This is a genomic window from Sinomicrobium kalidii (assembly GCF_021183825.1).
Classification (GTDB): domain Bacteria; phylum Bacteroidota; class Bacteroidia; order Flavobacteriales; family Flavobacteriaceae; genus Sinomicrobium; species Sinomicrobium kalidii.
In genome coordinates, this window is record NZ_CP089211.1 from 1588051 (window position 1) to 1611625 (window position 23575).

Here is a 23575-nt window from a genome sequence, read left to right on the forward strand (position 1 = left end):
ACCCGCATTAACTTTTTTTTAACAAATAATGAACGAATATTCAGTCTGCACCTTGTAATTTTGATCATATTCTAATCAAAAAACAGTAATTATGGCTAAAATTTCGCTTCAGAACAAGGTAACCGTAGTGGCCGGCGGGGCCAAAAATCTCGGCGGACTCATCAGTAAGTCTTTCGCCAAAGAAGGATCGGACATTCTCATTCACTACAACAGTGATGCCACCAAAGAAGCTGCAGAAGAAACCAAAAAAGAAGTAGAAGCCCTGGGAAGAAAAGCCATTCTCTTCCAGGCAGACCTCACCAAACCGGACAACGTAACCGAACTTTTCAAAGTGGCCAAAGCGGAATTTGGCCGTGTAGATATCGCCGTGAACACTGTAGGTATGGTATTGCGCAAGCCCATTGCAGACACCACCGAAGACGAATACGACGCTATGTTTGGCATCAATTCCAAAGCAGCGTATTTCTTTATCAAGGAAGCCGGGAAAAACCTGGAAAAAGACGGTAAGATCATTACCATTGTTACTTCCCTGCTCGCCGCCTTTACCGACGGGTATTCCACTTATGCCGGAGGCAAGGCTCCCGTAGAGCATTTTACCCGTGCTGCAGCCAAGGAATTCGGGCCCAAGGGCATCTCCGTTACTGCTATCGGCCCCGGCCCCATGGATACTCCGTTCTTTTACGGGCAGGAAACCCCGGAGCGGGTGGAATTCCACAAATCGCAGGCCATGAACGGCTTTCTGACCGTTATCGACGATATTGTCCCCATAGTAAAATTCCTGGCTACGGATGGCTGGTGGATCACCGGACAGACCATTTTTGCCAACGGCGGATATACAACGAGATAATTAATATTTCTAAAGACAAGGTGGGCGGTTTGTTCACCTTGTCCATTTTATAGCCCTTAAGCCCGGAACCCAAAACCGCGGCGTGTTTAATCACAAAGAATCAGATGTATTATGACCGCAACAAAAATCATTAATTCCGTTCTTATTCTCATAGCTGTGTCTATGGGCATTAAACAAGGGTGGGCCATGCTCTCAATATCCCGGCCAATGACAGAGATGTTCGGTAAATGGGGCTTTTCTCCTGCAGGGTTAAGGGGCCTGGGGTTACTGACCATCTGCAGTGCCCTGATGATCTTATTCTCAAAAACCTTTGTATATGGGAATGTGCTAATGGCATCTACCGTACTTCTCATTATAGGTTTTCACCTTACGGACAGAGATATTAAGGGTGTAGCGATTGAGCTCCCCTTTTTCCTTATGAATCTGATCATTATATATCTCAAATACCCGCTGCCCTTTAAAAATGTATCGTAAGTAAACATATAATTGTTATTTTATACTATGTTTTACGAATCGTGCGAACCGGAGTAGCGCAAACCGGTCCGGACAAAAACGAAAAATCAAATTATACACACTATGGATACGAGTAAACTTACCAATGAAACCGTAAAAAAAGCCTTTGAAGCTTTACAAAAAGGAGAGAAAGAAACCTGGTCGTCCTTATTCACTGCCGACGCCGAATTGTACGACGACGGCAGCCCCAGAGACCTCCGGGCCTTTAACAATAACGCCATAGGCCATGAGCGTTTCACCTCCGTTGACAAGGTCGAAAATGACGGAAAGGACATCTACGGACAGTTCCATTCAGACCAGTGGGGTGACTTTAAAGTCTATTTCAAATTTCATATCAATAACGAGGAAAAAATACACCGCCTAGATATCGGACAGGGCATTTATTAAAATTTGCCGTATTTTTAGGGTATTGTGAAAACAGAAGAGGCCGTTGCACTTATAAAACCCGCGGGTAAAAAACTGAAATCGTCCGGAAACTGGGCCGATCTGGGGTGCGGAACAGGATTGTTCTCCGCAGCCCTGTCTCATTTCCTGCCGGACGACAGCCTTGTTTATGCCGTAGACAAAACCAATTATTTTCACCGGAATACGGAAAAAATAAAATTCGTACAGGCCGACTTTGTAAAAGACACCCTGCCCCTGGACCAACTGGACGGTATCCTGATGGCCAATGCCCTGCATTACGTGCAGGACCAGCTTACTTTTCTTGAAAAGCTCGGGGACTATACAAAGCCGGAAGCAGGTTTTATCATTATAGAATATGACAAAACGATCCCGGTCCCGGCATGGGTGCCCTACCCGATCAGTTTTGCCCGGCTCACAGAACTATTTCGTTCCCTCGGGTACCGTTCCGTGGAAAAGATCGGGGAAAAAGCCTCCGTTTACGGTAACGACATGCTCTATGCCTCACTTATAGAACCCTGAAGTATATGAAGAAACATTACCTGCACAGCTTTCAAAAAAGAAAATACGAGTTCCTTCTCGTTGCCTTGTTACTGCACCTTTACATCGGCGTTTTTTTTGCCGACATCGAGTTTTACGCCCATGTGGTATGGCCGGTGAACATGCTGTTGCTCGGCATTTGCAGTTTAAGTGTCTTTTCCTGTAAAAGCCGGTTGCGATTGTTTATAAGAAATATTCTTTTTGCCCTTGTAGTAGCTGTTCCGGTAGCCACTTCCTTCATAAAGCCAAGTGCCTGGTTCATGCAGGTGGTCAGCATAAGCCATATTGCATTTTATATTGTCATCTTTTTGGAAATTCTGCGGTATCTGGTGCGACCGGGACACATCAGTCTCGATATTGTTTCGGCGTCGGCCTGTGGTTACCTGCTGCTCATTGAGATCGGTATTTTCACCATGCAGCTGATCCACTATTCCATCCCCGGCGCATTCACCGGAATAGACACCCGTAATTTTATCACAACCTATCTGGACCTCGTTTATTTTTGTAATATCACCCTAACGACCATAGGATACGGCGATATCACACCTGCCAATCATTTTTCCAAGCTGGCCACCGCCATGCTCGGACTGGCCGGACAATTTTATACCGTAGTCCTCATCGGTATTATGATAAGCAAATACACCTCTATTCAAAACAGTAAATAAACAAACCCGAAAACTATGCATACCGGAAGCCATTACCGACTTAAAGAATTTTTACGCTGGACACGCCATTCCATCTTTTTCCTGTTTGTCATTGCCCTTATCCCTACATTCTTCTACGAGATTGCGGGATGGAAATGGCTTGGCATCCCCTGGGTACCCATAGCGCTTATAGGTACAGCCGCAGCGTTTATTGCCGGTTTTAAGAATAATGCCACCTACGATCGTATGTGGGAAGCCCGGAAAATATGGGGAGCCATAATAAACAGCAGCCGCACCTGGGGTATCATGGTAAAGGATTATATAAAAGACAATGATCCCGAAACGGAAAAAGAAATTCACCGGAAACTGATCTACCGGCATATAGCCTGGCTCACAGCCCTGCGTTTTCAACTCCGTGTTCCCAAGGAGTGGGAAAATATCCACACCAGAAAATACAACAGGGAATACCGGAAGAGATATCCCGTCCCCGAATGGGAAACCGATCTGGCCGAAGAATTGAAACCTTATTTATCCGAAAGTGACCGGCAATACATACTGGGGAAAAAGAACCGCGCCACACAGCTTATAGCCTTACAGTCACGTTATCTCAAAGAACTGAACCAGAATGGCGGCCTCGATACGCTCTGCCTGGTTGAAATGGAAAATGTGCTAAACGATTTCTACGTTTTCCAGGGGCAAGGCGAACGTATTAAAAATTTCCCCTATCCGAGACAATTTGCCAGTATAAATTTATTTTTTATCCGCCTGCTGGTATTGATGCTGCCTTTTGGTATGCTCAATGAATTTGACAAACTCGGAGATCACTGGGTATGGCTCACCATACCTTTCAGTATGGTCGTGGGTTGGGTGTTCACCTCTCTCGAACAGGTTGGCGAGAGTACCGAAAACCCTTTTGAAGGCAGTGCCAATGATATCCCTATGGCTGCCCTGAGCCGCACTATCGAAATAGACCTGAGGGACATGCTCGATGAGGAGGATCTCCCGCCGGCAATACAACCCATTAATAATATTTTAATGTAAGATTTTTAAGCATGGAACTGACAAAAGTATTTGAAAACAACGAAAAATGGATCGCTCAAAAACTTGCAGCCGATCCGGATTACTTTAAAAACCTTTCCAGAGGACAGAGTCCCGAAATCCTTTACATCGGGTGCTCTGACAGCAGGGTCACTGCCGAAGACCTTATGGGCGCTCAACCGGGAGAGGTCTTTGTACACCGGAACATCGCCAATATGGTCATCAGCACGGACCTCAATGTGATGTCTGTACTTAACTATGCCGTAAATCACCTGAAGGTAAAGCACGTAGTCGTCTGCGGACATTATTTCTGTGGCGGGGTCAAAGCCGCCATGCAGGCCGAAGACCTGGGTATCCTCAACCCCTGGCTCAGGAATATCAGGGATGTATACCGACTGCACAAAAATGAACTGAACAACATTGCAAATGAAACCGAAAAATACAACCGTCTGGTTGAACTCAATGTTCAGGAGCAATGCATTAACCTTATTAAAACTGCGGCTGTACAAAAAGCGTACAAGGAAAGGGGACTAAAAGTTCACGGATGGGTATTTGATATCCACAGTGGTAAACTCATTGACCTGAAGATTGATTTTGATAACTTACTTAAAGACATCATGGAAATATACAACCTTGAAAAATGAAACATACCTACTGTATGCCAACAATTTAACACAATACATTTATTATAGAAAATTCCATTCACCCAAAAATATAATTTTTTAATCCGTTAAAAATTACTAACTTCGCTATAAATCATGTGTTCGTGCACATAATACCTGCCTAAAAACAAAAGAACAGGATTATAATTTTTAACCTAAAGAAATGTGTGTTGAGTTGAGATCAGGTGTGGGAATATCTTGTGCATTCCCGCCCTGATCTTTTAAATTTCAGGCACATTAAGCCATCAGAAATGAAACGCAGAAATTTCATAAAAATTGCGGGGACGGGAACGGCGGGGCTGTCTGCATCCCTCTCTACTCCCCTGCTTGCGGCCTCTTCACGGAAAGACCAGACCACCCCGGTATTAAAAATAGCCCATATTACCGATGTACACATACGCCCGGAAGAAAATGCCCCGCACCGGTTTAAACAATGCCTGCGGGAAATCCGGGATACGGGAGTGGACTTTTTCCTCAATGGCGGCGATTCGATATATGCAGCAGATTACAGTCACGTCACCAGGGAAAGGGTCACCACACAGTGGAAAATCTGGGACCAATGTATTGAGGAAATTGACGGCTATGAGATCCATAGCTGTATCGGGAATCACGATATATGGTGGGCTGCCCCGGACAAGCAGGACCCCATGTATGGAAAAGATTATGTGGTGCAGCGATTACAAATTCCCAACAGGTTTTACAGTTTTTCCGAAAAGGGCTGGCATTTTATGATCCTTGACGGCAACAACCCTTCCGTTTCCCTGGATGAAGAACAATTCCGGTGGCTGGAACACGAACTCAACCGGCTTAACGATAATACGCCGGTATTGCTAATGTCACATTATCCTATACTGGGGGTAACTCCTTTCTGGGAAGGAGGAATGCACTCCGATTACCAAGCCCTCAAAACGTTGTTCTACAAACATCGTGACAAGGTGAAAATATGCCTCAGCGGACACCAGCACCTGCTGGACAGCGCATCCTACAACGGAATTTCTTATTTTTGTAACGGTGCCATGAGCGGATTCTGGTGGGAGAAAGGGGATAAAAACTCCGCTGCCGAAGGTTATTGCCAGGAAACCCCGCCGGGATATGCCCTCCTGGAACTTTATGAAGATGGTACGTTTACCAATACATATATTCCGCATTCCTATTAATATGAAAGTTCAAACCTCCAATCCGATCCTTAATTTTATGAAATCTCTTAGCAGTGTTTTAGTATTTACAGGCGTTCTTTTCCTGTTTTTCTCATGTACCGACAGTAAAAAGCCGGCCGAATTCACCCTGATGACCTATAACATCTATCACGGGGAGAGCAATTACAACAGGGGAGAAAGTAATTTGAACGGTGTGGCAGAAGTCATTAACCGGTACCAACCCGATTTCGCAGCGCTCCAGGAAGTGGACAGCATGACCCTTCGTACTGCAGAATTTAACAACGGGGAGAAAAAGAACCTCGTAAAAGAACTCGAAAAACTCACCGGAATGCACGGTGGTTTCGGCAAAGCCATAGATTACAGTGAGGGCGGATATGGCGAAGGCCTTCTTGCAGAAAAGTCATCTGATTTTAAGGTGATCAACCTCCCCACTCCAAAAGGAGGCGAGGGAAGGGCCATGATATACACCACTTATGAATATGCTAAAGGCAAAAAGATCACCTTTGCCGCAACACATCTCTGCCATCAGTTTGAAGAGAACCGGATGGCACAGATCAAGGCCATCAATAATTTTCTCCTGAAGCTGGATCATCCCGCGGTTCTTGCAGGCGACCTTAACTTCAGGGAAGGGTCCGCTCCGTATAAGGTCCTGGAACCGCACTGGACAGATTCGGCCCTGGAATACGGTTCTCCGGAATTCACCATTCCGGCAGATGCCCCGCGTTCCCGTATCGATTACATCTGGCTGAGCAAAAATGCCCGCTGGGACATCACCGCCGCGGAAGTCCCCCGGGCCGACCATTCCGACCATTTGCCGGTTGTGATAAAGGTGAAGCTGCATTAACGTGAATAATGGATAAGGCTCCCCTCTTGAGGGACGGGGAGTTTGACCAGGCCCAAATTTTGGGTATATCCCCGGCTTTTGTGTTTTTCCTGTGGTTTAGGCTTTCAAACCCTCCGATCCCGATTGTCCCGATAGTTATCGGGATCGGGATCACCTCCCTTCTCCCGATAGCGATCGGGATGAAGGAAGGAGCCTGTTAAAAATTTCAAACAAGGGTTGTAATTTTGAAATGCTTTTCATCCATAAAGCTTAAACATTATTCACGTTGCATTAATAAATGCCATAAGACGTACGACTTAAGACTTTGAAATACTGACTAACAACTGTCGTATATCTTAAGTCAATCAGTCTTAAATCAAAAAAAGAGCCGGGCAAATACCCGGGCTCTTTCCACTTACACTAACACAAATAAAATAGAGGAAAAATAGTTCTCTTCGAAGTTTGTTTATTTCTTGTTTATGCAGCAGGCAGGTCGCCCTTTTCCTTTAACGGCAGGGACGACTTACCCATAAGGAATTTATCCACATGGTGTGCCGCTTCCCGGCCTTCGGATATGGCCCAGACAATCAACGACTGTCCTCTTCGCATATCACCGGCTACAAAAACGTTCGGTACATTGGTTTGATAATTATTGCCCTTGATGTTGGTTCTCTGATCCAGTTCCAGTCCCAGTTGTTCACCGAGTGTTTTTTCCGGTCCGGTAAAACCGAGGGCCAGCAAAACGAGTTCGCAGGGCCACTCTTTCTCCGAGCCTTCCACTTCTTTGAGTTGCGGGCGTCCGCCGGGGACTTTAACCCATTCCACCTCTACGGTTTTCAGGGCTTTCAGGTTGCCTTTGTCGTCTTTGACAAACTCTTTGGTAGCTATGCTCCAGTTGCGATCACAACCTTCTTCGTGAGATGAAGTGGATTTAAGGGTGAACGGCCAGAACGGCCAGGGGTTTTCCATAGTCCTTTCTTCAGAAGGCATCGGCATGATCTCAAAATTGGTCACCGACCTGGCCCCGTGACGGTTGGATGTTCCGATACAGTCTGATCCGGTATCTCCACCGCCAATAACGATTACGTTCTTTCCTTTGGCGTGCAAATCGGCTGTGGGTTCTTCCAGCCCGTCCACGACTTCATTATTCCTTTTCAGGAACTCCATGGCCTGCACTACGCCTTTGGCATCAGCTCCGGGTACGGGCAATGCCCTTCTCGACGTAGCCCCGCCACACAACACCACCGCATCGTATGTTTTCAGTTCTTCCACATCGTAATTGACACCTACATGGACTCCTGTTTTAAATTCGATACCTTCCTCTTCAAGTATCGTCAGCCGTCTGTCTATAATATGTTTTTCCAGTTTAAAATCCGGTATACCGTAGCGGAGCAGGCCTCCTACTTTTTTGTCACGTTCAAAGACAGTGACGTTATGCCCGGCCCTGTTCAGTTGCTGTGCAGCGGCCAGTCCGGCCGGTCCGGAGCCTATTACGGCCACTTTTTTTCCGGTGCGTTCCTTAGGCGGATCGGCTTTTATCCATCCTTCCTTGAACCCGCGCTCCACGATATATTTCTCTATCAATTCTATGGAAACGGGCGGATTAATGATCCCGAGCACACATGCCGATTCGCAAGGAGCCGGACAGAGTCTCCCGGTAAATTCCGGAAAATTGTTCGTGGCATGAAGGATATCCAATGCCTTTGCCCAGTGGTTTTTATATACGGCATCATTAAAATCGGGGATCAGGTTTCCAAGCGGGCATCCGCTGTGACAAAACGGTATGCCGCAATCCATACATCGTGCTCCCTGCTCGTTCAGTTCGCTTTCGTTCAAATCTTCGGTGAACTCTTCGTAGTTCTGTACCCGTTTCTTTACTTCTATATAATCTTCTACTTTTCTGTCGTATTCCAAAAAGCCTCTTAATTTTCCCATGGTCGTTGTCTTTTATATCGTGCCCTTATATTTTTTCTTCTGCTGACTGAACCTTTATCAGCCTTTCACTACTAATTCTTCACTGTCCAATGCCTTTTCCCTGGCTAACCTTTCCAGGGCTTTTTTATACTCTACAGGCATTACCTTGATGAATTTGTTTTTCTGTGCTCTCCAGTCGTCCAGTAACCTTTTGGCCAACGGGCTTCCGGTATAGGCATAATGGTTTTCCACCAGCTGTTTCACTTCGTCCATATCCCCGGCGGACGGGTTTTCCAACTCTACCATTTCCAGGTTAAAGTCGTGGTTATCCATTTCGTTGGAGCCATTGTAGATATAGGCAACCCCACCGCTCATTCCGGCAGCGAAGTTCCGGCCTATTTTGCCAAGGATCACCGCCACACCTCCTGTCATATATTCACAGCCATGGTCACCGATTCCTTCAACAACAGCTTTGGCCCCCGAGTTCCTCACACAAAATCGCTCTCCTGCTATACCGTTGATATACGCTTCCCCGTTTATGGCCCCATACAGTGCCACATTACCGATAATGATGTTTTCCTCTGGTCTGAAAGTCGTTTTTTCCGGCACTCTCACCACGAGTTTGGCTCCGGAGAGTCCCTTTCCGAAATAATCGTTGGTATTGCCATTGACTATCATGGTCAGGCCTCGTGTAGCAAATGCCCCGAAACTTTGTCCGGCAGATCCGGAAAATTTAAGGGTCAGGGTGTCCTCGGGAAGCCCCTTAGCCCCGTGTATTTTGGAAATTTCATTACTTAAAATGGCCCCGGTCGTACGGTTAGTATTGTTAATGATGAAACACTGTTCCATTTTTTCTTTACGGTACACTGCGGGGTGGGCCTTGTTCAGGATATCAAAATCCAGCACATTTTCCAGGTTGTGATCCTGTTTTTTCGTATTGTAAACCTCTACGTGATTATCCACTTGCGGCTTATACAGGATTTTCGAAAGGTCTATTCCCTGCGCTTTATAGTGGTCGATGGCCTTGTTCATATTGAGTTTCTCGCTTTTGCCCACCATTTCGTTAATGGTACGGAAACCGAGATCTGCCATGATCTGCCGCAGCTCCTGGGCCACGAAATACATGAAATTGATCACGTGTTCCGGGGTACCCTTAAAGTTCTTTCTCAATTCGGGGTCCTGTGTTGCAATTCCCACCGGACAAGTATTCAGGTGGCAGGCCCGCATCATAATACATCCGGAAGCTACGAGCGGTGCGGTGGCAAAACCAAACTCTTCGGCACCGAGCAGACAGGCTATGGCCACATCCCTTCCGGTTTTTAATTGTCCGTCGCACTCCAGTACAATCCTGTTTCTCAAATCGTTGAGCACCAGGGTTTGCTGTGCTTCGGCAATACCGAGTTCCCAGGGCAGTCCCGCATGTCTCAGCGAAGTGAGCGGTGAGGCCCCCGTTCCCCCGTCATATCCCGAGATGAGAACTACGTCGGCCTTGGCTTTGGCCACACCGGCAGCAATAGTTCCTACACCCACTTTTGACACCAGCTTCACATTGACCCTGGCTTCGCGGTTGGCATTTTTGAGATCGTAAATAAGCTGCGCCAGGTCTTCAATGGAATAGATATCGTGATGCGGGGGCGGGGAGATTAATCCAACATAAGGCGTTGAATTCCTCACCTTGGCTATCCACGGATACACCTTGGACCCCGGGAGCTGTCCGCCTTCGCCCGGTTTGGCCCCTTGTGCCATTTTAATCTGTATTTCTTTCGCGTTGGTAAGGTAATCTATGGAAACCCCGAACCTTCCCGAGGCTACTTGTTTAATAGCACTGTTCTTCCAGTTTCCGTCCAGGTCTTTGTGAAATCTTCCCGGGTCTTCTCCTCCTTCACCCGAATTGCTCTTACCACCGATACGATTCATGGCTATGGCCAGGTTTTCATGAGCTTCCCTGCTGATGGAACCAAAAGACATAGCCCCGGTCTTAAAACGCTTTACGATTTCGGTCCAGGGTTCTACTTCCTCAATGGAGATCGGGCTGAGATTCCTGAACTTAAACATCCCCCTCAGGGTCATCAGGCGTTCACTCTGTTCGTTGATTATGGCAGAATATTCCTTATAATTGTCATAATTATTACTTCGTACTGCCTGCTGCAGTTTGGCCACGGAGGCGGGATTGAACATGTGTTTTTCCCCGTTCCTTCGCCAGCGATAGTCCCCTCCGATGTCAAGACGAAGGTCAGCAGACACGCTTTCTTTTTCAAAGGCCTTGTCGTATCGCTTGCGTATCTCTTTCTCCAGTTCATAGAGCCCTATACCTTCTACACGTGTAGCTGTATTGCAGAAGTATTTGTCCACGAATTTCTCATTGAGCCCGAGTGCTTCAAATATCTGGGAGCCCCTGTAGGAATGCAGGGTAGATATCCCTATTTTGTTCATGATCTTAACAATTCCCTTTCCTATGGCCATGTTAAAGTTCCGGACCGCCTTTTTCTTATCGGCCGAAACAATATCTTCATTAGCAACGAGTTCCTCGATAATTTCGTTTACCATATACGGGTTAATCGCACTTGCACCGTACCCGAACAACATTGCAAAATGGTGCGGTTCCCTGGGCTCTGCCGATTCTATGATGATACCGATAGAAGATCGCTTTTCGAGTTTCTTGAGGGAATGATGTACAAAAGAGCATGCAAGCAACGCAGGTATCGGCACGTATCCCTTTGCTACATTCCTGTCGGAAAGGATAATAATATTGGCATCTTCGTCAACAGCAAGGCCAATCTCGGAAACAATAGCCTCTAACCTCGACTCCAGACCGTTAAGCCCTTTTTCCGCTTCGTAGAGGATGGAAATGGATTTCGCCTTGAAATCCGGATGGTCTATGTATTTTATTTTATCGAGATCCTCATTGGAAATTACCGGGTTTTGTATACGGAGTTTTTTGGCCTGTTCGGGAACAACATCAAAAATGTTCCTGTCCCCTCCAATGGAAAGACTGATATCCGTAACGATCTCTTCCCGGATACCGTCCAGTGGCGGATTGGTGACCTGGGCAAAAAGCTGCTTGAAGTAATTGTATAACAACTGCGGTTTTTCCGACAACACGGCAAGGGGGGTATCAAATCCCATGGAACCAATGGCTTCCTTACCCTCGGTAGCCATGGGCATTATAATGGTCTTTATGTCTTCCAGGGTATAACCGAAAAGCTTTTGCCGTGTGTGTATATCCTCTTTTTCTACAGGGGTTTTGTTCCCGGTATACGGAATACTGGCCAGCGGAAGCAGGTTATCATCCAGCCATTTCCTATAAGGCCTTTGGGACGTAATTTCTTTTTTCACCTCTTCATCCCTCACAATACGGCCCTCGTTCATATCCACAAGGAACATACGGCCCGGTTCGAGGCGACCGTGATATTCCACATTTTCGGGTTTTATATCGATAACGCCTGTTTCGGAAGACATTATCACATATCCGTCTTTCGTAACGGTATACCGCGAAGGACGGAGCCCGTTCCTGTCCAGCAGCGCACCGATATAGTTACCGTCGGTAAACGGAATGGAAGCCGGTCCGTCCCAAGGTTCCATGATACAGGCATTGTATTCGTAGAACGCCTTTTTACTGTCGTCCATAGACTGGTGTTTTTCCCAGGCTTCCGGCACCATCATCATCATGGCTTCGGGAAGCGATCTCCCGGTTTGCAGCAACAGCTCCAGCACCATGTCCATCGAAGCGGAGTCTGATTTTCCTTCAAGTACGATCGGTGGAATATCTTTTAAATCATCTCCGAAGATATCGCTTTTAAAGAGTTCTTCCCTCGCTTTCATCCTGCTCAGGTTGCCTTTAAGGGTGTTGATCTCCCCATTGTGGCACATATACCTGAAAGGCTGTGCCAGGTCCCAGGTAGGGAACGTATTGGTAGAAAAGCGCTGGTGTACCAGGGCCAGTTTGGTCACCGCTTCAGGATCGTTCAAGTCCTTGTAATAGATATTGATGTCCTGCGGCATCAGCAGGCCCTTATATATTATAGTGGTGGTAGACAGGCTGGAGAAGTAGAAATAGTCGGCCTCTGAAAAGCTGGATTTCAACACCTGGTGTTCCGCGATCTTCCGGGCAGCATATAATTTGGCATTAAACTCCGTTTCGCTCAGGTCTTTGCCGTTTTTGCCTACAAACACCTGCATAATCGTAGGTTCGGATTCCGCTGCTATTTTCCCGATGCAGGAATGATCTACCGGAACCCTCCTCCAACCGATGATGTCAAGCCCCTGCTTGGCAATGCTTTCTTCAAATATCCTGGTACAAACCTTTACCTGGTTGGCAGATTTGGGCAAAAAAAGCATGCCCACTGCATATTCTTTCGGTTCGGGCAGTTCAAAGCTACATGCTTTTTTAAAGAATTCGTGCGGTATTTCTATCAATATACCTGCCCCGTCTCCCGTTTTGCCATCTGCACTCACTGCTCCCCGGTGTTCCAGGCGAATGAGGATGTCCAGGGCCTTGTGAATTATATCGTTGGTCCTTTTCCCTTTCAGGTTACAAATAAAACCGGCTCCACAATTATCATGTTCATTCTCCGGATGATAAAGTCCTTGCTGCTTAAGTCTCATATCTCTAAGTGATTGGTATTAGAAAATCATCAACGAAATTAACACATATACATAAATATATACATGATAATTTACATTTTACACAAATTAATTCGTGTTTATTAAAATATTATTGACGATAATCCACATCCCTTACTCAGAAAGACGGAAATTACAGATATGGCATTTTGAAGGTAATTAAAAAAGAATACCCCTCATAAAAAGGGGTAATATTATTAAAATTCACCAAAGGCACTTTATACCCCTATAGAAAACAGGGTAAAAATACACATTTTATAAAATTAAAACACATACACCCTATAAAATAAAGCCACACGCATAAAATTATCCATTTCGCTCAGAATGACAGATGCACCACCTCCTACCCGGAACGACTGTGCACCGCACGGAATTAATAGAATTCCCATATGCTCCTTTATGCTCCTTTTATTGCCAGCCTCCGCCAAGACTTCTGTACAGTTCGATATTGGCCAGGAAGATCTGCATTTTAATATCTATGAGCCCCAGTTCACTCTCAAGTGCATCACTCTGGGCGGTAATAACTTCCAGGTAATTGGCAAAACCGCTCCTGAACAGAAGTGCGGCATCCGTAACTCCCTTCTGGGTAATTTCCAGCCGTTCTTCGGCCAGAGCGTGTTCTTCTTCCAGTTTTTCCAGGATTATCAGGGCATCCGAAACTTCCCTTACGGCATCGATCACCTTCTCTTTAAAATCCAATTGGGCGATCTGCCTCCTCGTAAGGGCTTTTTTATAATTGGTCTTCAGCTTTCGCTTTTGAAATATGGGCTGGAAAATAGCTCCGTTGATCAAGGCAAAAGCAGACTCCACAGGAGTAAACAATTTGTTCAGTTTATAGGAGTCCAGTCCCAGACCTGCATCGATGGTAATGGAAGGATATTTCATAGCTTCTGCAATACCTACTTCTGCATTGCTTGCTATCAGTTCGTATTCTGAAGCGGCCACATCCGGCCGGTTCTGGACGAGCTCCAGGGGCACTCCGGTATTGTAACCGCCCTTAAATTCGGCATTGCTCAAATGCCCGGGGATCTCGATCTTTTGCGGAGGTCTTCCCAGGAGGGCGTTCAGCCTGTTCTCCTGTACTGCATATTCCCTTTCTATCTGAGGGATAAGAGCTTCAAACTTCAGCTTTTGCGATTTGGTCTGCCGTATGGCCAGTTTGGTGGCCTCCCCGGCTTCGTATTGCAACTCTACGATCCTCAGGGTGTTTTTATTGAGGTCCAGGTTCCGCTCTGCCACTTCGAGTTCCGCCCGCAATTTCAGTAACTGGTAATAGGCAGAGGCCACTTCGGCCACCAATGCCGTCTGTACACCCTTCTTAAACTCTTCGCTCTGCATATAAGTGGCGCGGGCCGCATCTTTTTTCCAGCGCAGCTTTCCCCAAAGGCCCAGTTCCCAGCTGGTGCTTACACCAAGATTATACGACAACTGTTGCGTATACAAACTTGTGGGAGGAGTTTCACTTTCATTAGCATGTCTCCTGGAGGCCCTGTTTCCATACTTATCGTGATACAAAGAGCGATAATCCCTTTTGTATCCAAAAGGAGTGAGCCCAACCGACGGATAAAAATTTGCCCTGGACTTTAACAGGTCCTGACGGCTCATTTCGAGGACCTGAACCGCTTTTTGCATATCCAGGTTATTGGCCAGCGCCGTATCGATCAGAGCAGCCAGGTCATAATCTCCAAAAAATTCCACCCATTTCATCTTTGCCAGGTGAATACTGTCGGCCGGGATCGTATCATCAGTCTCCCCATAGTACGCTTCGGAAAGGTCGAAGTCAGGCCGCTTATAAGGGTCCCCTACCTTACAGCCTATTACAGCCACGAGGAGAAACACCACTACACCGAGTCTTTTTATATTTTTTACCAACATGGGTTTATATATTTTCAATCGTCAATTAACTTTTATGTCAAATATCAACAGGGATCGCTACTCTTCCTCGGTAGTTTCCATATTATATCGTTCGTGCAATTTCAGGAACACATAGGTCAGTACCGGAATGATAACAATACCGAGGGTAACATTAAACAGCATTCCCCCGGCTGTACCTATACTCACCGATTTATTTCCAATAGCTGCGGAACCCGTGGAAAACATGAGTGGAATCAATCCGACAGTAAAAGCCAGAGAGGTCATTACGATGGCTCGAAGGCGCAGGGCCCCTGCTTCCAGTACAGCATCTATTATTTTCAGTCCCGCCTTGCGTTTTTGAGCGGCAAATTCCACGATCAAAATAGCATTTTTGGCCAACAGGCCGAGCAGCATTAAAATACCCACCTGCACATAAATGTTATTGTCTATTCCCGCCAGGTTAATAAATACAAACACCCCGAGAATACCCGTAGGCAACGAAAGCATTACCGCCAGAGGCAACCAAAAACTCTCGTACTGAGCTGCCAAAATAAAATAGACCAATACTATACTGATGATAAACACGATCATAGCATCGGAGCCGGATTTTTTCTCTTCCAGGCTCATACTCGTCCACTCATAACTTAAACTGGCCGGCAGTTTGCTTTCTCCCAATTCTTCAATTTTTGCCATGACATCTCCGGTACTATACCCCGAAGCCGGGGTAATGTTAATTTTAGCCGCATTGTACAAGTTATATCGGTTAACGGTTTCAGGCCCTAAAGTAGGTTCCAGTTTAACGAAAGTGTTTATGGGGACGTTTACGCCATTTTCGCTTCTCACAAAAATAGAGTTAAAGGCTTCCGGGCTTTCGCTAAATTCGGTATCGGCCTGCATATACACCGTATACTGACGGGTAAAGCGGTTAAAATCACTTACCCGTTGACGCCCGAAGTTAGATTGCAGGGTAAACATCATATCCTTTACACTCACTCCCAAAGCCTTTGCTTTTTCATAATCGATATTGAGCTTGTATTGCGGGAAGTTGGGATTAAAGGAAGTGAAGGCGCTTTCTATTTCCTCTTGACGGCTCAATTCTATGATAAATTCATTGACCAACTGGCTAAATTCGCCCAAATCACTGTCAGCGAGGTCTTGTAACATTATTTGCACCCCATCAAAGTTACCAAATCCCTGTACCGTAGGGCGCGGGTATATATTCAAACTACGCATATCCGTGATAACCTGTAATTTTTCGGTCAGGTGTATCACCAACTCCTGAATGTCTTTGATCTTTCCCCTTTTGCTTTTTTCTTTCAGCTTGATATACGTCAACCCGGAGGAAGGTGTTTCGGAATTATCTACGATATTGAATCCGGAAACCGTGTTTACACCCTCTACGGCCTCTTCCTTTTGCAGAATTTCGGCTATCCCGTCCAGAGCCTGGTTAGTACGGTTTAGTGAAGCCCCTTCGGGCATGGATATCGCACAGAGCAAAAAGTTATCGTCTTCTGTAGGGATAAAGGCCTTGGGTGTAATGCGGGCCAAAAATATGAGTAACAATACAATAACCCCCAACCCGGCAAGGCTCACCCACTTAAACCGAATGGCTTTTTTTACTATTGCAAGGTATTTGTCCGTAAATTTATCAAAAAGTACATCAAATTTCTTAAGCCCTTTATCTTTTAACGAATTAACTTTTTTTAGTTTTTGGGAATGACTGTAAAAAGCCGATAATCGTCTTTTCTTTTCCTTTTTGCCCCTCTTTTTATAGAACAGAATGAATAACGTAGGCCCCATGGTCAGTGCTACCACTGCAGAAAGCAACACGGAAATAACAATGGTATAGGCAAATTCCTGGTAAAACACCCCTACCGGACCTTGCAGGAAGCCCACAGGAAGGAATACGGCGGCAATAACGACGGTAATGGAAATAACCGCCCCCGTGATTTCGCTTAGGGCGGAATTAACCGCCTGCCGTGCTGTCATCTTATGATGTTGCATTTTTTCGTAAATGGCTTCGACCACCACAATGGCATCGTCCACCACTATACCAATGGCGAGCACCATAGAAAACATACTGAGCACATTCATGCTTACACCTATCGCCTGCAGAAAAAAGAAAGTCCCCACTAACGAAATAGGAATGGTAAGGGCTGTGATCAACGTAATTTTAACATCCTGCAGGAAGATAAACACCACAAGAAACACCAGGATAAAGGCCTCTAAAAGGGTTTGCTGTACATGGTGCATGGACTCGTCAATGGCATCGCGCACACTGAACGTAATCTGGTAGTCCATCCCTTCAGGGAATAGTTTGGCCTGGCTTTCCATGACTTCCCGTACAGCCTGGTCTATTTCCATGGCATTGGCCCCGCTTTGCTGTACTACATCCATGGTTACGGCAGGCTTGCCGTTCAAACGGTTTTTACTGGTATAGTTGGAGGCACCAAGCTCAATACGGGCTATATCTTTCAGCTTGAGTTGCAGCCCGTCTTCCTCCGTTTTTATCACAATGTTTTCATACTGTTCGGGCTCGCTAAAACGGCCTTCATGCTTGAGCACAATTTCAAAAACCTCTTCGGAGTTTTCCCCGAATTTACCCGGCCCGGCCTCAAAGCTCTGATCGTTCACCTGGTTATAGATATCCCTTGGTGTCAGGTTATACAGGGCCAATTTTTCGGGGTTGAGCCAAATTCGCATGGCATAGTCACGCCTACGCAAGATCTTGGCCCTTGCCAGGCCCTCAATACGTTTGAGCTCTCGCCTGATATTTTTTCGGGTATAGGCACTCAGGAAGGTTTCGTCATAGGTCCCATCACTAAAAACATTGATGGTCATCAGCGTTCCCTTCATACGTTTCAAGACCTGAATCCCGTTTTCTACCACCTCCAAAGGAAGGTCGGCCGTTACTTCCGAAATACGGTTTTGAACTTCAACTGCCGCCAAATTGGGATCGGAACCGGGTTTAAAATACACCGACACCCTTCCTTTACCCGAGTTAGTCGCAGTAGAATTGATATATTCCATATTCTCGGCACCATTAATGGCTTCCTCAAGAGGGAGCAGTACTGCTTTAGCCAGGGTTTCTGCATTGGCCCCCGGGTAATACACCCGCACACTCACACTGGGCGGAGCAATTTCAGGGAAACGTTCTACGGGAAGTTGCGAAATACTGAATGCCCCGGCAAGTACCAATAGAATAGAAATAACAAAGGTGAGTACCGGGCGTTCTATAATTTTCTTTATCATGGTTTATCTTTTAAGCAATAGAGAGTTAAAAAAGGGCTGGTTTTAAAAGAGTGAAGAAAATGAATGAGTTTCCTTTTTTTATTACTCCGTTACTTTTCTTTTTCGCTGACGTTAGATAATAACCTTCCTTGTTGTATCGGTTTTACTTTAGTGCCATCGGTTATTTTGTTAATTCCCGATACCACAATGCGGTCGCCCTCCTTCAGGGTATTTCCCTTCACAATATAATTGTGCCCTGACCGGCCTTCTATTTCCACTTCGTGGCGTTCGGCAGTATTGTCATCTCTCAGGGTATACACAAATCTTTTGTCCTGAACCGACATCGTAGCACTCTGCGGTATAAGAATGGCCTTGGGGAAAATTTGTTCCATCACTATTTTTCCGGTATTCCCCGAACGAAGAAGCGTATCGGGGTTCTGGAACCTGGCACGAAGGCTGATAGACCCTGTAAAACGGTCAATTTGTCCTGAAGCAGCGTCTACGTTCCCTTCCAGGTTGTAGGTAGAGCCATCGGCCAGGATCAGTTTTACCTTGTTACTCATCCGGCGCGAAGTAGAGTCCTTTTTCATGCGCTCATAATACAGGTAATCCGATTCACTCATAGAAAAATATACGAATACCTCTTTTACATTAGAAAGCACGGTAATGGGGTCGGAGTCGGTTTGCTTTACCACATTCCCTACAGATTTAGGAATACGCCCAATAAATCCGTTTACCGGAGCTTCTATAACAGTGAAATTGAGTTTTATTCTCGTATTAGCCGCCTGTGCCTGCGCCCTGTCTAATGAAGATTGTGCCACTTCATAATCGGCCTGGGCGGTTTTTTGCTGTACTTCGGAGATCACCTCGTTGTCGATAAGCGGCTGAAGCCTGTCGAGTTCGGTCTTAGCCTTTCGCAGTTTGGCCTTTTCCAACTCCACATTGGCCTGGGCATTCTTAAGGTCTTCCATATAAGGCTGCTGGTTGATCTTAAACAGGGGCTGCCCTTTTTCTACATAATCTCCTTCATCCACATAGATCTTTTCCAGTATGCCGTCTACCTGCGGCCGGATATCAACATCTTCCGCTCCTTCTACGGAGCCCAGATACCGGAAGGCCTTGCCAGCCGATTCCTCCTTTAATGTAATAACAGGAAGAGGCAGGCCTTCATCTTCTTTTTCTTTTTCCTTACACCCTGTAAAGAAAACCGCAAGCAAAAGAAAAGACATGACAAGACCGGTGCTGTATGCTGTGTTAGTACTCTTTTTCATCTGTTCTATAATTGTAATTTTAAAGTTTTTGTAACTAACAATAGAAGTGCCAGGTTTCACAAAATGCCATACATCCTTTAAAGTTACTGAAAAACAGGTATTTAAACAACAACAAACCTTTTAACAAACCGGAAAAAGTGTGTAATTTGCGGAAAAGAAACAGTGTGTATTGTGTAAATTTTACCCATTCCGGGCAAGGGTGGGCGTCGATGATCGGTGGTCAGTGGTCGGTAAACGGTGATCAGTGTTTGATATCGTTTACCGATTACTGAATACCTCCAGGGCCCTCAATACACAGATTTTTCCAGAAAAGAACGCATATGCTCTCTTACAATCCCATTAATAGCCCATATATGATTTTTAACCGTTTTGGGGGATATATGGAGCTCCCGGGCTATTTCCTTATTGCTTTTGCCTTTTTTTCGAGACAGGATATAGATTGCCCTTTTCTTTGGGGGCAGTTGGTTTATTGCACCATCTATGGCCGATCGGATTTCCTTGCATATTAAATGATCCTCTCCCTCATTGGTCACAAAAGCGATGCGCTCCCATAAGCGCTCCTTGTCTTGGCGCTTCATGGTGTCGCGCATGTGGTTATAGGCCAGGTTGCGGGCTATGGTAAACATGTAAGTGCCAAAAGTCTGTGGTATTATGCCTTCCCTTTTTTCCCAGACTTTTATAAATACCTTCTGCACTACTTCTTCGCAGGCATACCGGCATTTGGTATAGGAGAATACAAAATGGAAAAGCCTGTTGTAATATTTTACAAAAACGGTTTTCAGGGCCTTCTGGTCCCCGGCCTTTAAGGCTTCTATGGTTTCGGGGGAGACGTTTTTTTGGTTTTGAGTTTTCATAATAATGGTGTTTAATTTAAATGTAGTAGTCTTGGTTTAATTAAATATAGAGGTCACGGGTTACGAGCCCGGAGGCTCGCGACAGCGGGGTTTATACATATCATGTTTTCCGTTGCCTGAGCAATTCACGGTCTATTTCTTCATAGTAATGATTTATCCGTTTGTATTGTACTGTAAGCAAATCCATCATGCTGTTAAGGTTATCCATGATGCTGCTAAGACGGTCCGGCAGAGTACCAAGGGTTTCTATCACGGTACCAAGACTCTCCAGACTTTCATGTTGTGCTTTAACGAGTTCGTCGAGACGGGAATGGGTGGGTTTGGTTTTCATAATGGTGGTGTTTAATTAAAGATGACACTTTTATAGTCATAAAACTTTTATTAGTACTTATTTTATGTACTACAAAGTACATTATATGCATCAAATATAACATTACTTGATTAAAATCAAAAATTTTTAATTGATTAATTTTATCTAAATTGATATTTATACACCATAAGGTGGTTCAAATAACATCTAATATGAAGATAAATAGAATAAAGATTGTTTTAGCAGAAAAAGATCGAACAAATAAGTGGTTGTCCGAGAAATTAGATAAAAGTAGGACTACCATATCCCGTTGGTGCAGGAATGATATACAACCTTCCCTTGAAACATTGGTAGAAGTAGCCCATGCATTGGACGTTGACATTCGGGAATTATTAGTACCTACCAAAAAAGATTAATTTTTCCTTCCGTTAACTTTGTGGTCCTTGTGGTTTTTCATGTTATGGGCCTGGCTTTACCACAGAGAAACACAAAGTAGGCACAAAGGGACACAGAGGTTTCTGTATGGAAGTTAAAAAAGAACTCAAAAAATCTATATCATCTCATTGTTTATTTTATTTTGTAATTTTGAAGATGTGACATTAAAATTTTCATTGCCATGAGTAAGATTGTTTTGGAAGTAGATGATACTGTGGCCCGTAAATGGAAAGCATCGTCCAAAAAATGGCGTAAGCAGGTTGCCGCACTCATAGGCCGGGTAATAACGCGGGGAGAAGATAGTGCAGATGCAGATAAAATGCCAAAAGGTTATGCCCTGCCAACAGATAAAGAACTACAAAAGCATTTTAACAAAGTACAGGAAGATACACCATCGTATACGCAATTTCTGGACGAATTAGGAGATATTGCGGCCAAAAATGGCCTGGACCAGGAATTGTTAGACCAATTGCTGGCCGAAGATGACTAAACCGGCTTTTGTTTTGGATTGTAATGTACTTATAAGCGCCCACCTGATAAAGAACTCGGTGAGCCGCAGGGCTTATGAAAAGGCTTTGCTATCGGGTATTGCATTTTGTTCTCCTGCTACTTTCCAGGAATTTTCTACCCGCTTTCTCCGCTCCAAGTTTGATAAATACCTACCGCTTGATCAACGACTCATTGCCATAGCCCGGTATAAAAGAGAAAGCAAAATGATAAACCCCACAAATTTTGTAGATGCTTCGCGCGACCCGGACGACAATAAATACCTGGAACTCGCCATTGCAACCAATGCGGCTTGTATCGTTAGCGGAGATAAAGATTTGTTGGTGTTACATCCCTTCCAGGATATTCCTATTATAACCGCAGCAGACTTTCTGGCCCGGTATTAAGAACTATTGCAGAAGTTCTGGATGTTGATATCCGGGAATTATTAGTACCTACCAAAAACAAAGGTCGATCGTAGGCTTTCCATTGAAGAAGGGAGTTTTTTGGTTGGTTGAATCAAGATCATTTCCACAACTAAAGTTTAACATGTCAACAGTAATTTCGTGTCTTTGGATAAAAGCAAAAGGATCATGGATTTAGAAGCCCGGAAAATATTATTTGTTCAGGAATTTTTAAGACTCCAAAACGAAGACATCGTTAGCGGACTTGAAAAGTTGTTACGGAAAAGAAAAGCAGAACTGATTGAAAAAAGCTTTAAACCGATGCGCATGGAACAGTACGATGCTGAGATTGATCGGGCCATGGATGACTCAAAAAATGGACGAATGATAAAAGCAACTGATTTAAAAGCTAAAATCCAAAAATGGGATTAGAGGTCTACTGGTTAGAACTTGCCGAAAGCAAATTAGAAGACATCTACAGTTATTACACCATAAAAGCCAATAAAAGAGTTGCCCAAAAGCTTAGTACACGACAAAAATTTTCATTTCATTGACATGATTGATGTGAATTATGGATTAAAAAATGAGAAAACCAATAGTCAAACTTAAAAAGACAGCCCGCAGATGACGCAGATAGGCACAGATTTTTATTGCTTTCTGCGGAAATCTGCGTCATCTGCGGGAAAAATCCGGGAGAAATATTTAAGGATTTGCAAATAAAGTACTTTTTTAAGTACGTTTTCATTATCCATGCATCATGGAAACGGTAAACTACACAGACTTTCGCGCTAACCTGAAGCATTGGTTCGACAAGGTAATCAATGATGTAAGCGATATTGTCATTAAGCGAAAAGGAGGAAAAGACCTTGTTCTGATTTCCCTGGATGAATACAATTCATTAAAGGAGACCACCTACCTGCTGACCGGGAAAAACAGGGATGTTTTATTGAAGTCTATTAAGGAGCTGGAAGGCGATAAAGGTGTTCAAAAAGACCTGATTGAATAATGAGGTTAATTTGGTCTACAACTTCCTCGAATGATTATCTGTATTGCCAAAAAGTAGATAAAAAGATCGTCAAGCGCATTAATGAGTTGATAAAAAACTGTATGCGCACACCCTTTGAGGGCATAGGAAAACCCGAGGCCCTGAAAGGTGGTTTACAAGGATATTGGTCGAGACGGATAACATCAGAACATCGGCTGGTTTATAAATACGAGGATGAAGAATTGTGGATAGCGGCCTGCCGTTATCACTATGGGAAGTGAAAAAGTATATTTTACCTGATATGAAGATAGTTTATGGAAAATAAGGAGCGGGATTTATTCAGGTTAGAGCATATTTTTGAAAGTGTCGAAAAAATTGAAAATATATTTCTGATACTACCCAAAAAAATATGCCGATGTAGAATGGCATAAAATGAAGGGCATGAGAAACCTTATAGCCTATGAGTCTTTTGGGGTCAGGGCAGAAACCATTTGGAAAACGGCTGTAAGTGATATTCCTGTCCTAAAAAAGCAAATTCAAACCATAATCCGGGACTTAAATAAAAAATAGCCTGAATATGTA

At 44.8% G+C, this 23575-nt stretch carries 22 protein-coding genes and 1 pseudogene; 16 read left to right on the forward strand and 7 right to left on the reverse strand.

Annotated features, from left to right (window positions below; all coding sequences use genetic code 11):
• The first annotated feature begins 91 nt into the window (after positions 1-91).
• From LS482_RS06360 to LS482_RS06400, 9 genes are all read left to right on the forward strand, one after another.
• The gene (locus LS482_RS06360) at positions 92-847 is read left to right on the forward strand and encodes an SDR family oxidoreductase (protein WP_233030915.1); all 756 of its coding nucleotides are present in this window, start codon (positions 92-94) and stop codon (positions 845-847) included.
• Positions 848-958: 111 nt separating this feature from the next.
• Complete coding sequence (locus LS482_RS06365) at positions 959-1321, forward strand: DoxX family protein (RefSeq protein WP_233030916.1); 363 nt, start codon at positions 959-961, stop codon at positions 1319-1321.
• A 102-nt stretch (positions 1322-1423) separates the two neighbouring features.
• A complete protein-coding gene (locus LS482_RS06370; protein WP_233030917.1) occupies positions 1424-1747 on the forward strand; it encodes a nuclear transport factor 2-like protein in 324 nt (107 codons plus the stop codon).
• Between the two features lie 24 nt (positions 1748-1771).
• A complete protein-coding gene (locus LS482_RS06375) occupies positions 1772-2284 on the forward strand; it encodes a class I SAM-dependent methyltransferase (protein ID WP_233030918.1) in 513 nt (170 codons plus the stop codon).
• A 5-nt stretch (positions 2285-2289) separates the two neighbouring features.
• A complete protein-coding gene (locus tag LS482_RS06380; RefSeq protein ID WP_233030919.1) occupies positions 2290-2967 on the forward strand; it encodes a potassium channel family protein in 678 nt (225 codons plus the stop codon).
• Positions 2968-2982: 15 nt separating this feature from the next.
• On the forward strand, positions 2983-3987 hold the full coding sequence (locus tag LS482_RS06385) for a bestrophin family protein (protein WP_233030920.1): 1005 nt from the start codon (positions 2983-2985) through the stop codon (positions 3985-3987).
• A gap of 11 nt (positions 3988-3998) precedes the next feature.
• A complete protein-coding gene (locus LS482_RS06390; protein ID WP_233030921.1) occupies positions 3999-4628 on the forward strand; it encodes a carbonic anhydrase in 630 nt (209 codons plus the stop codon).
• 269 nt (positions 4629-4897) lie between these two features.
• Entirely contained in the window at positions 4898-5803 is a 906-nt protein-coding gene (locus LS482_RS06395) for a metallophosphoesterase family protein (protein ID WP_233030922.1), read from the forward strand.
• A gap of 37 nt (positions 5804-5840) precedes the next feature.
• Positions 5841-6647: an endonuclease/exonuclease/phosphatase family protein gene (locus tag LS482_RS06400; RefSeq protein WP_233030923.1), complete on the forward strand. Its 807-nt coding sequence runs from the start codon at positions 5841-5843 to the stop codon at positions 6645-6647.
• Positions 6648-7103: 456 nt separating this feature from the next.
• On the opposite strand, the gene LS482_RS06405 is transcribed toward LS482_RS06400, so the two are convergent.
• The 7 genes from LS482_RS06405 to LS482_RS06435 all read right to left on the reverse strand — a co-directional run bounded on the left by LS482_RS06405 (position 7104) and on the right by LS482_RS06435 (position 20704).
• Positions 7104-8561 (reverse strand): glutamate synthase subunit beta, encoded by a 1458-nt coding sequence (locus LS482_RS06405; RefSeq protein ID WP_233030924.1) that lies wholly within the window; start codon positions 8559-8561, stop codon positions 7104-7106.
• A 57-nt stretch (positions 8562-8618) separates the two neighbouring features.
• Positions 8619-13145, reverse strand: a complete 4527-nt coding sequence (gene gltB, locus LS482_RS06410; RefSeq protein ID WP_233030925.1) for a glutamate synthase large subunit — start codon at positions 13143-13145, stop codon at positions 8619-8621.
• Between the two features lie 426 nt (positions 13146-13571).
• A complete protein-coding gene (locus LS482_RS06415; protein WP_233030926.1) occupies positions 13572-15038 on the reverse strand; it encodes an efflux transporter outer membrane subunit in 1467 nt (488 codons plus the stop codon).
• Between the two features lie 57 nt (positions 15039-15095).
• A complete protein-coding gene (locus LS482_RS06420; RefSeq protein WP_233030927.1) occupies positions 15096-18269 on the reverse strand; it encodes an efflux RND transporter permease subunit in 3174 nt (1057 codons plus the stop codon).
• 89 nt (positions 18270-18358) lie between these two features.
• Positions 18359-19519 (reverse strand): efflux RND transporter periplasmic adaptor subunit, encoded by a 1161-nt coding sequence (locus LS482_RS06425; protein WP_233030928.1) that lies wholly within the window; start codon positions 19517-19519, stop codon positions 18359-18361.
• A 287-nt stretch (positions 19520-19806) separates the two neighbouring features.
• The gene (locus LS482_RS06430; RefSeq protein ID WP_233030929.1) at positions 19807-20373 is read right to left on the reverse strand and encodes an RNA polymerase sigma factor; all 567 of its coding nucleotides are present in this window, start codon (positions 20371-20373) and stop codon (positions 19807-19809) included.
• 100 nt (positions 20374-20473) lie between these two features.
• Entirely contained in the window at positions 20474-20704 is a 231-nt protein-coding gene (locus LS482_RS06435) for a hypothetical protein (protein WP_233030930.1), read from the reverse strand.
• 191 nt (positions 20705-20895) lie between these two features.
• Here LS482_RS06435 and LS482_RS06440 point away from each other — a divergent pair, with 191 nt between their 5' ends.
• The 7 genes and pseudogenes from LS482_RS06440 to LS482_RS21750 all read left to right on the forward strand — a co-directional run.
• A complete protein-coding gene (locus tag LS482_RS06440; protein WP_233030931.1) occupies positions 20896-21099 on the forward strand; it encodes a helix-turn-helix transcriptional regulator in 204 nt (67 codons plus the stop codon).
• Positions 21100-21299: 200 nt separating this feature from the next.
• A complete protein-coding gene (locus tag LS482_RS06445; RefSeq protein ID WP_233030932.1) occupies positions 21300-21608 on the forward strand; it encodes a hypothetical protein in 309 nt (102 codons plus the stop codon).
• Positions 21609-21621: 13 nt separating this feature from the next.
• Positions 21622-22011: a putative toxin-antitoxin system toxin component, PIN family gene (locus LS482_RS06450; protein WP_233030933.1), complete on the forward strand. Its 390-nt coding sequence runs from the start codon at positions 21622-21624 to the stop codon at positions 22009-22011.
• A 186-nt stretch (positions 22012-22197) separates the two neighbouring features.
• A complete protein-coding gene (locus tag LS482_RS06455; protein WP_233030934.1) occupies positions 22198-22440 on the forward strand; it encodes a hypothetical protein in 243 nt (80 codons plus the stop codon).
• 325 nt (positions 22441-22765) lie between these two features.
• Positions 22766-23014 (forward strand): type II toxin-antitoxin system Phd/YefM family antitoxin, encoded by a 249-nt coding sequence (locus LS482_RS06460; RefSeq protein ID WP_233030935.1) that lies wholly within the window; start codon positions 22766-22768, stop codon positions 23012-23014.
• Positions 23014-23274, forward strand: a complete 261-nt coding sequence (locus LS482_RS06465) for a Txe/YoeB family addiction module toxin (RefSeq protein WP_233030936.1) — start codon at positions 23014-23016, stop codon at positions 23272-23274. Before LS482_RS06460 ends, LS482_RS06465 begins: the two co-directional genes overlap by 1 nt.
• A 136-nt stretch (positions 23275-23410) precedes the next feature.
• Positions 23411-23563, forward strand: a pseudogene (locus tag LS482_RS21750) (HepT-like ribonuclease domain-containing protein); the annotation flags it as partial.
• Between the last annotated feature and the right edge of the window lie 12 nt (positions 23564-23575).

Bases quoted from the DNA above. Each gene is read 5' to 3' on its own strand.
- LS482_RS06360 (WP_233030915.1), top strand. From the start codon at position 92: ATGGCTAAAATTTCGCTTCAGAACAAGGTAACCGTAGTGGCCGGCGGG.
- LS482_RS06365 (WP_233030916.1), top strand. From the start codon at position 959: ATGACCGCAACAAAAATCATTAATTCCGTTCTTATTCTCATAGCTGTG.
- LS482_RS06370 (WP_233030917.1), top strand. From the start codon at position 1,424: ATGGATACGAGTAAACTTACCAATGAAACCGTAAAAAAAGCCTTTGAA.
- LS482_RS06380 (WP_233030919.1), top strand. From the start codon at position 2,290: ATGAAGAAACATTACCTGCACAGCTTTCAAAAAAGAAAATACGAGTTC.
- LS482_RS06385 (WP_233030920.1), top strand. From the start codon at position 2,983: ATGCATACCGGAAGCCATTACCGACTTAAAGAATTTTTACGCTGGACA.
- LS482_RS06390 (WP_233030921.1), top strand. From the start codon at position 3,999: ATGGAACTGACAAAAGTATTTGAAAACAACGAAAAATGGATCGCTCAA.
- LS482_RS06395 (WP_233030922.1), top strand. From the start codon at position 4,898: ATGAAACGCAGAAATTTCATAAAAATTGCGGGGACGGGAACGGCGGGG.
- LS482_RS06400 (WP_233030923.1), top strand. From the start codon at position 5,841: ATGAAATCTCTTAGCAGTGTTTTAGTATTTACAGGCGTTCTTTTCCTG.
- LS482_RS06405 (WP_233030924.1), bottom strand. From the start codon at position 8,561: ATGGGAAAATTAAGAGGCTTTTTGGAATACGACAGAAAAGTAGAAGAT.
- gltB (WP_233030925.1), bottom strand. From the start codon at position 13,145: ATGAGACTTAAGCAGCAAGGACTTTATCATCCGGAGAATGAACATGAT.
- LS482_RS06415 (WP_233030926.1), bottom strand. From the start codon at position 15,038: ATGTTGGTAAAAAATATAAAAAGACTCGGTGTAGTGGTGTTTCTCCTC.
- LS482_RS06420 (WP_233030927.1), bottom strand. From the start codon at position 18,269: ATGATAAAGAAAATTATAGAACGCCCGGTACTCACCTTTGTTATTTCT.
- LS482_RS06425 (WP_233030928.1), bottom strand. From the start codon at position 19,519: ATGAAAAAGAGTACTAACACAGCATACAGCACCGGTCTTGTCATGTCT.
- LS482_RS06430 (WP_233030929.1), bottom strand. From the start codon at position 20,373: ATGAAAACTCAAAACCAAAAAAACGTCTCCCCCGAAACCATAGAAGCC.
- LS482_RS06435 (WP_233030930.1), bottom strand. From the start codon at position 20,704: ATGAAAACCAAACCCACCCATTCCCGTCTCGACGAACTCGTTAAAGCA.
- LS482_RS06440 (WP_233030931.1), top strand. From the start codon at position 20,896: ATGAAGATAAATAGAATAAAGATTGTTTTAGCAGAAAAAGATCGAACA.
- LS482_RS06445 (WP_233030932.1), top strand. From the start codon at position 21,300: ATGAGTAAGATTGTTTTGGAAGTAGATGATACTGTGGCCCGTAAATGG.
- LS482_RS06455 (WP_233030934.1), top strand. From the start codon at position 22,198: ATGGATTTAGAAGCCCGGAAAATATTATTTGTTCAGGAATTTTTAAGA.
- LS482_RS06460 (WP_233030935.1), top strand. From the start codon at position 22,766: ATGGAAACGGTAAACTACACAGACTTTCGCGCTAACCTGAAGCATTGG.
- LS482_RS06465 (WP_233030936.1), top strand. From the start codon at position 23,014: ATGAGGTTAATTTGGTCTACAACTTCCTCGAATGATTATCTGTATTGC.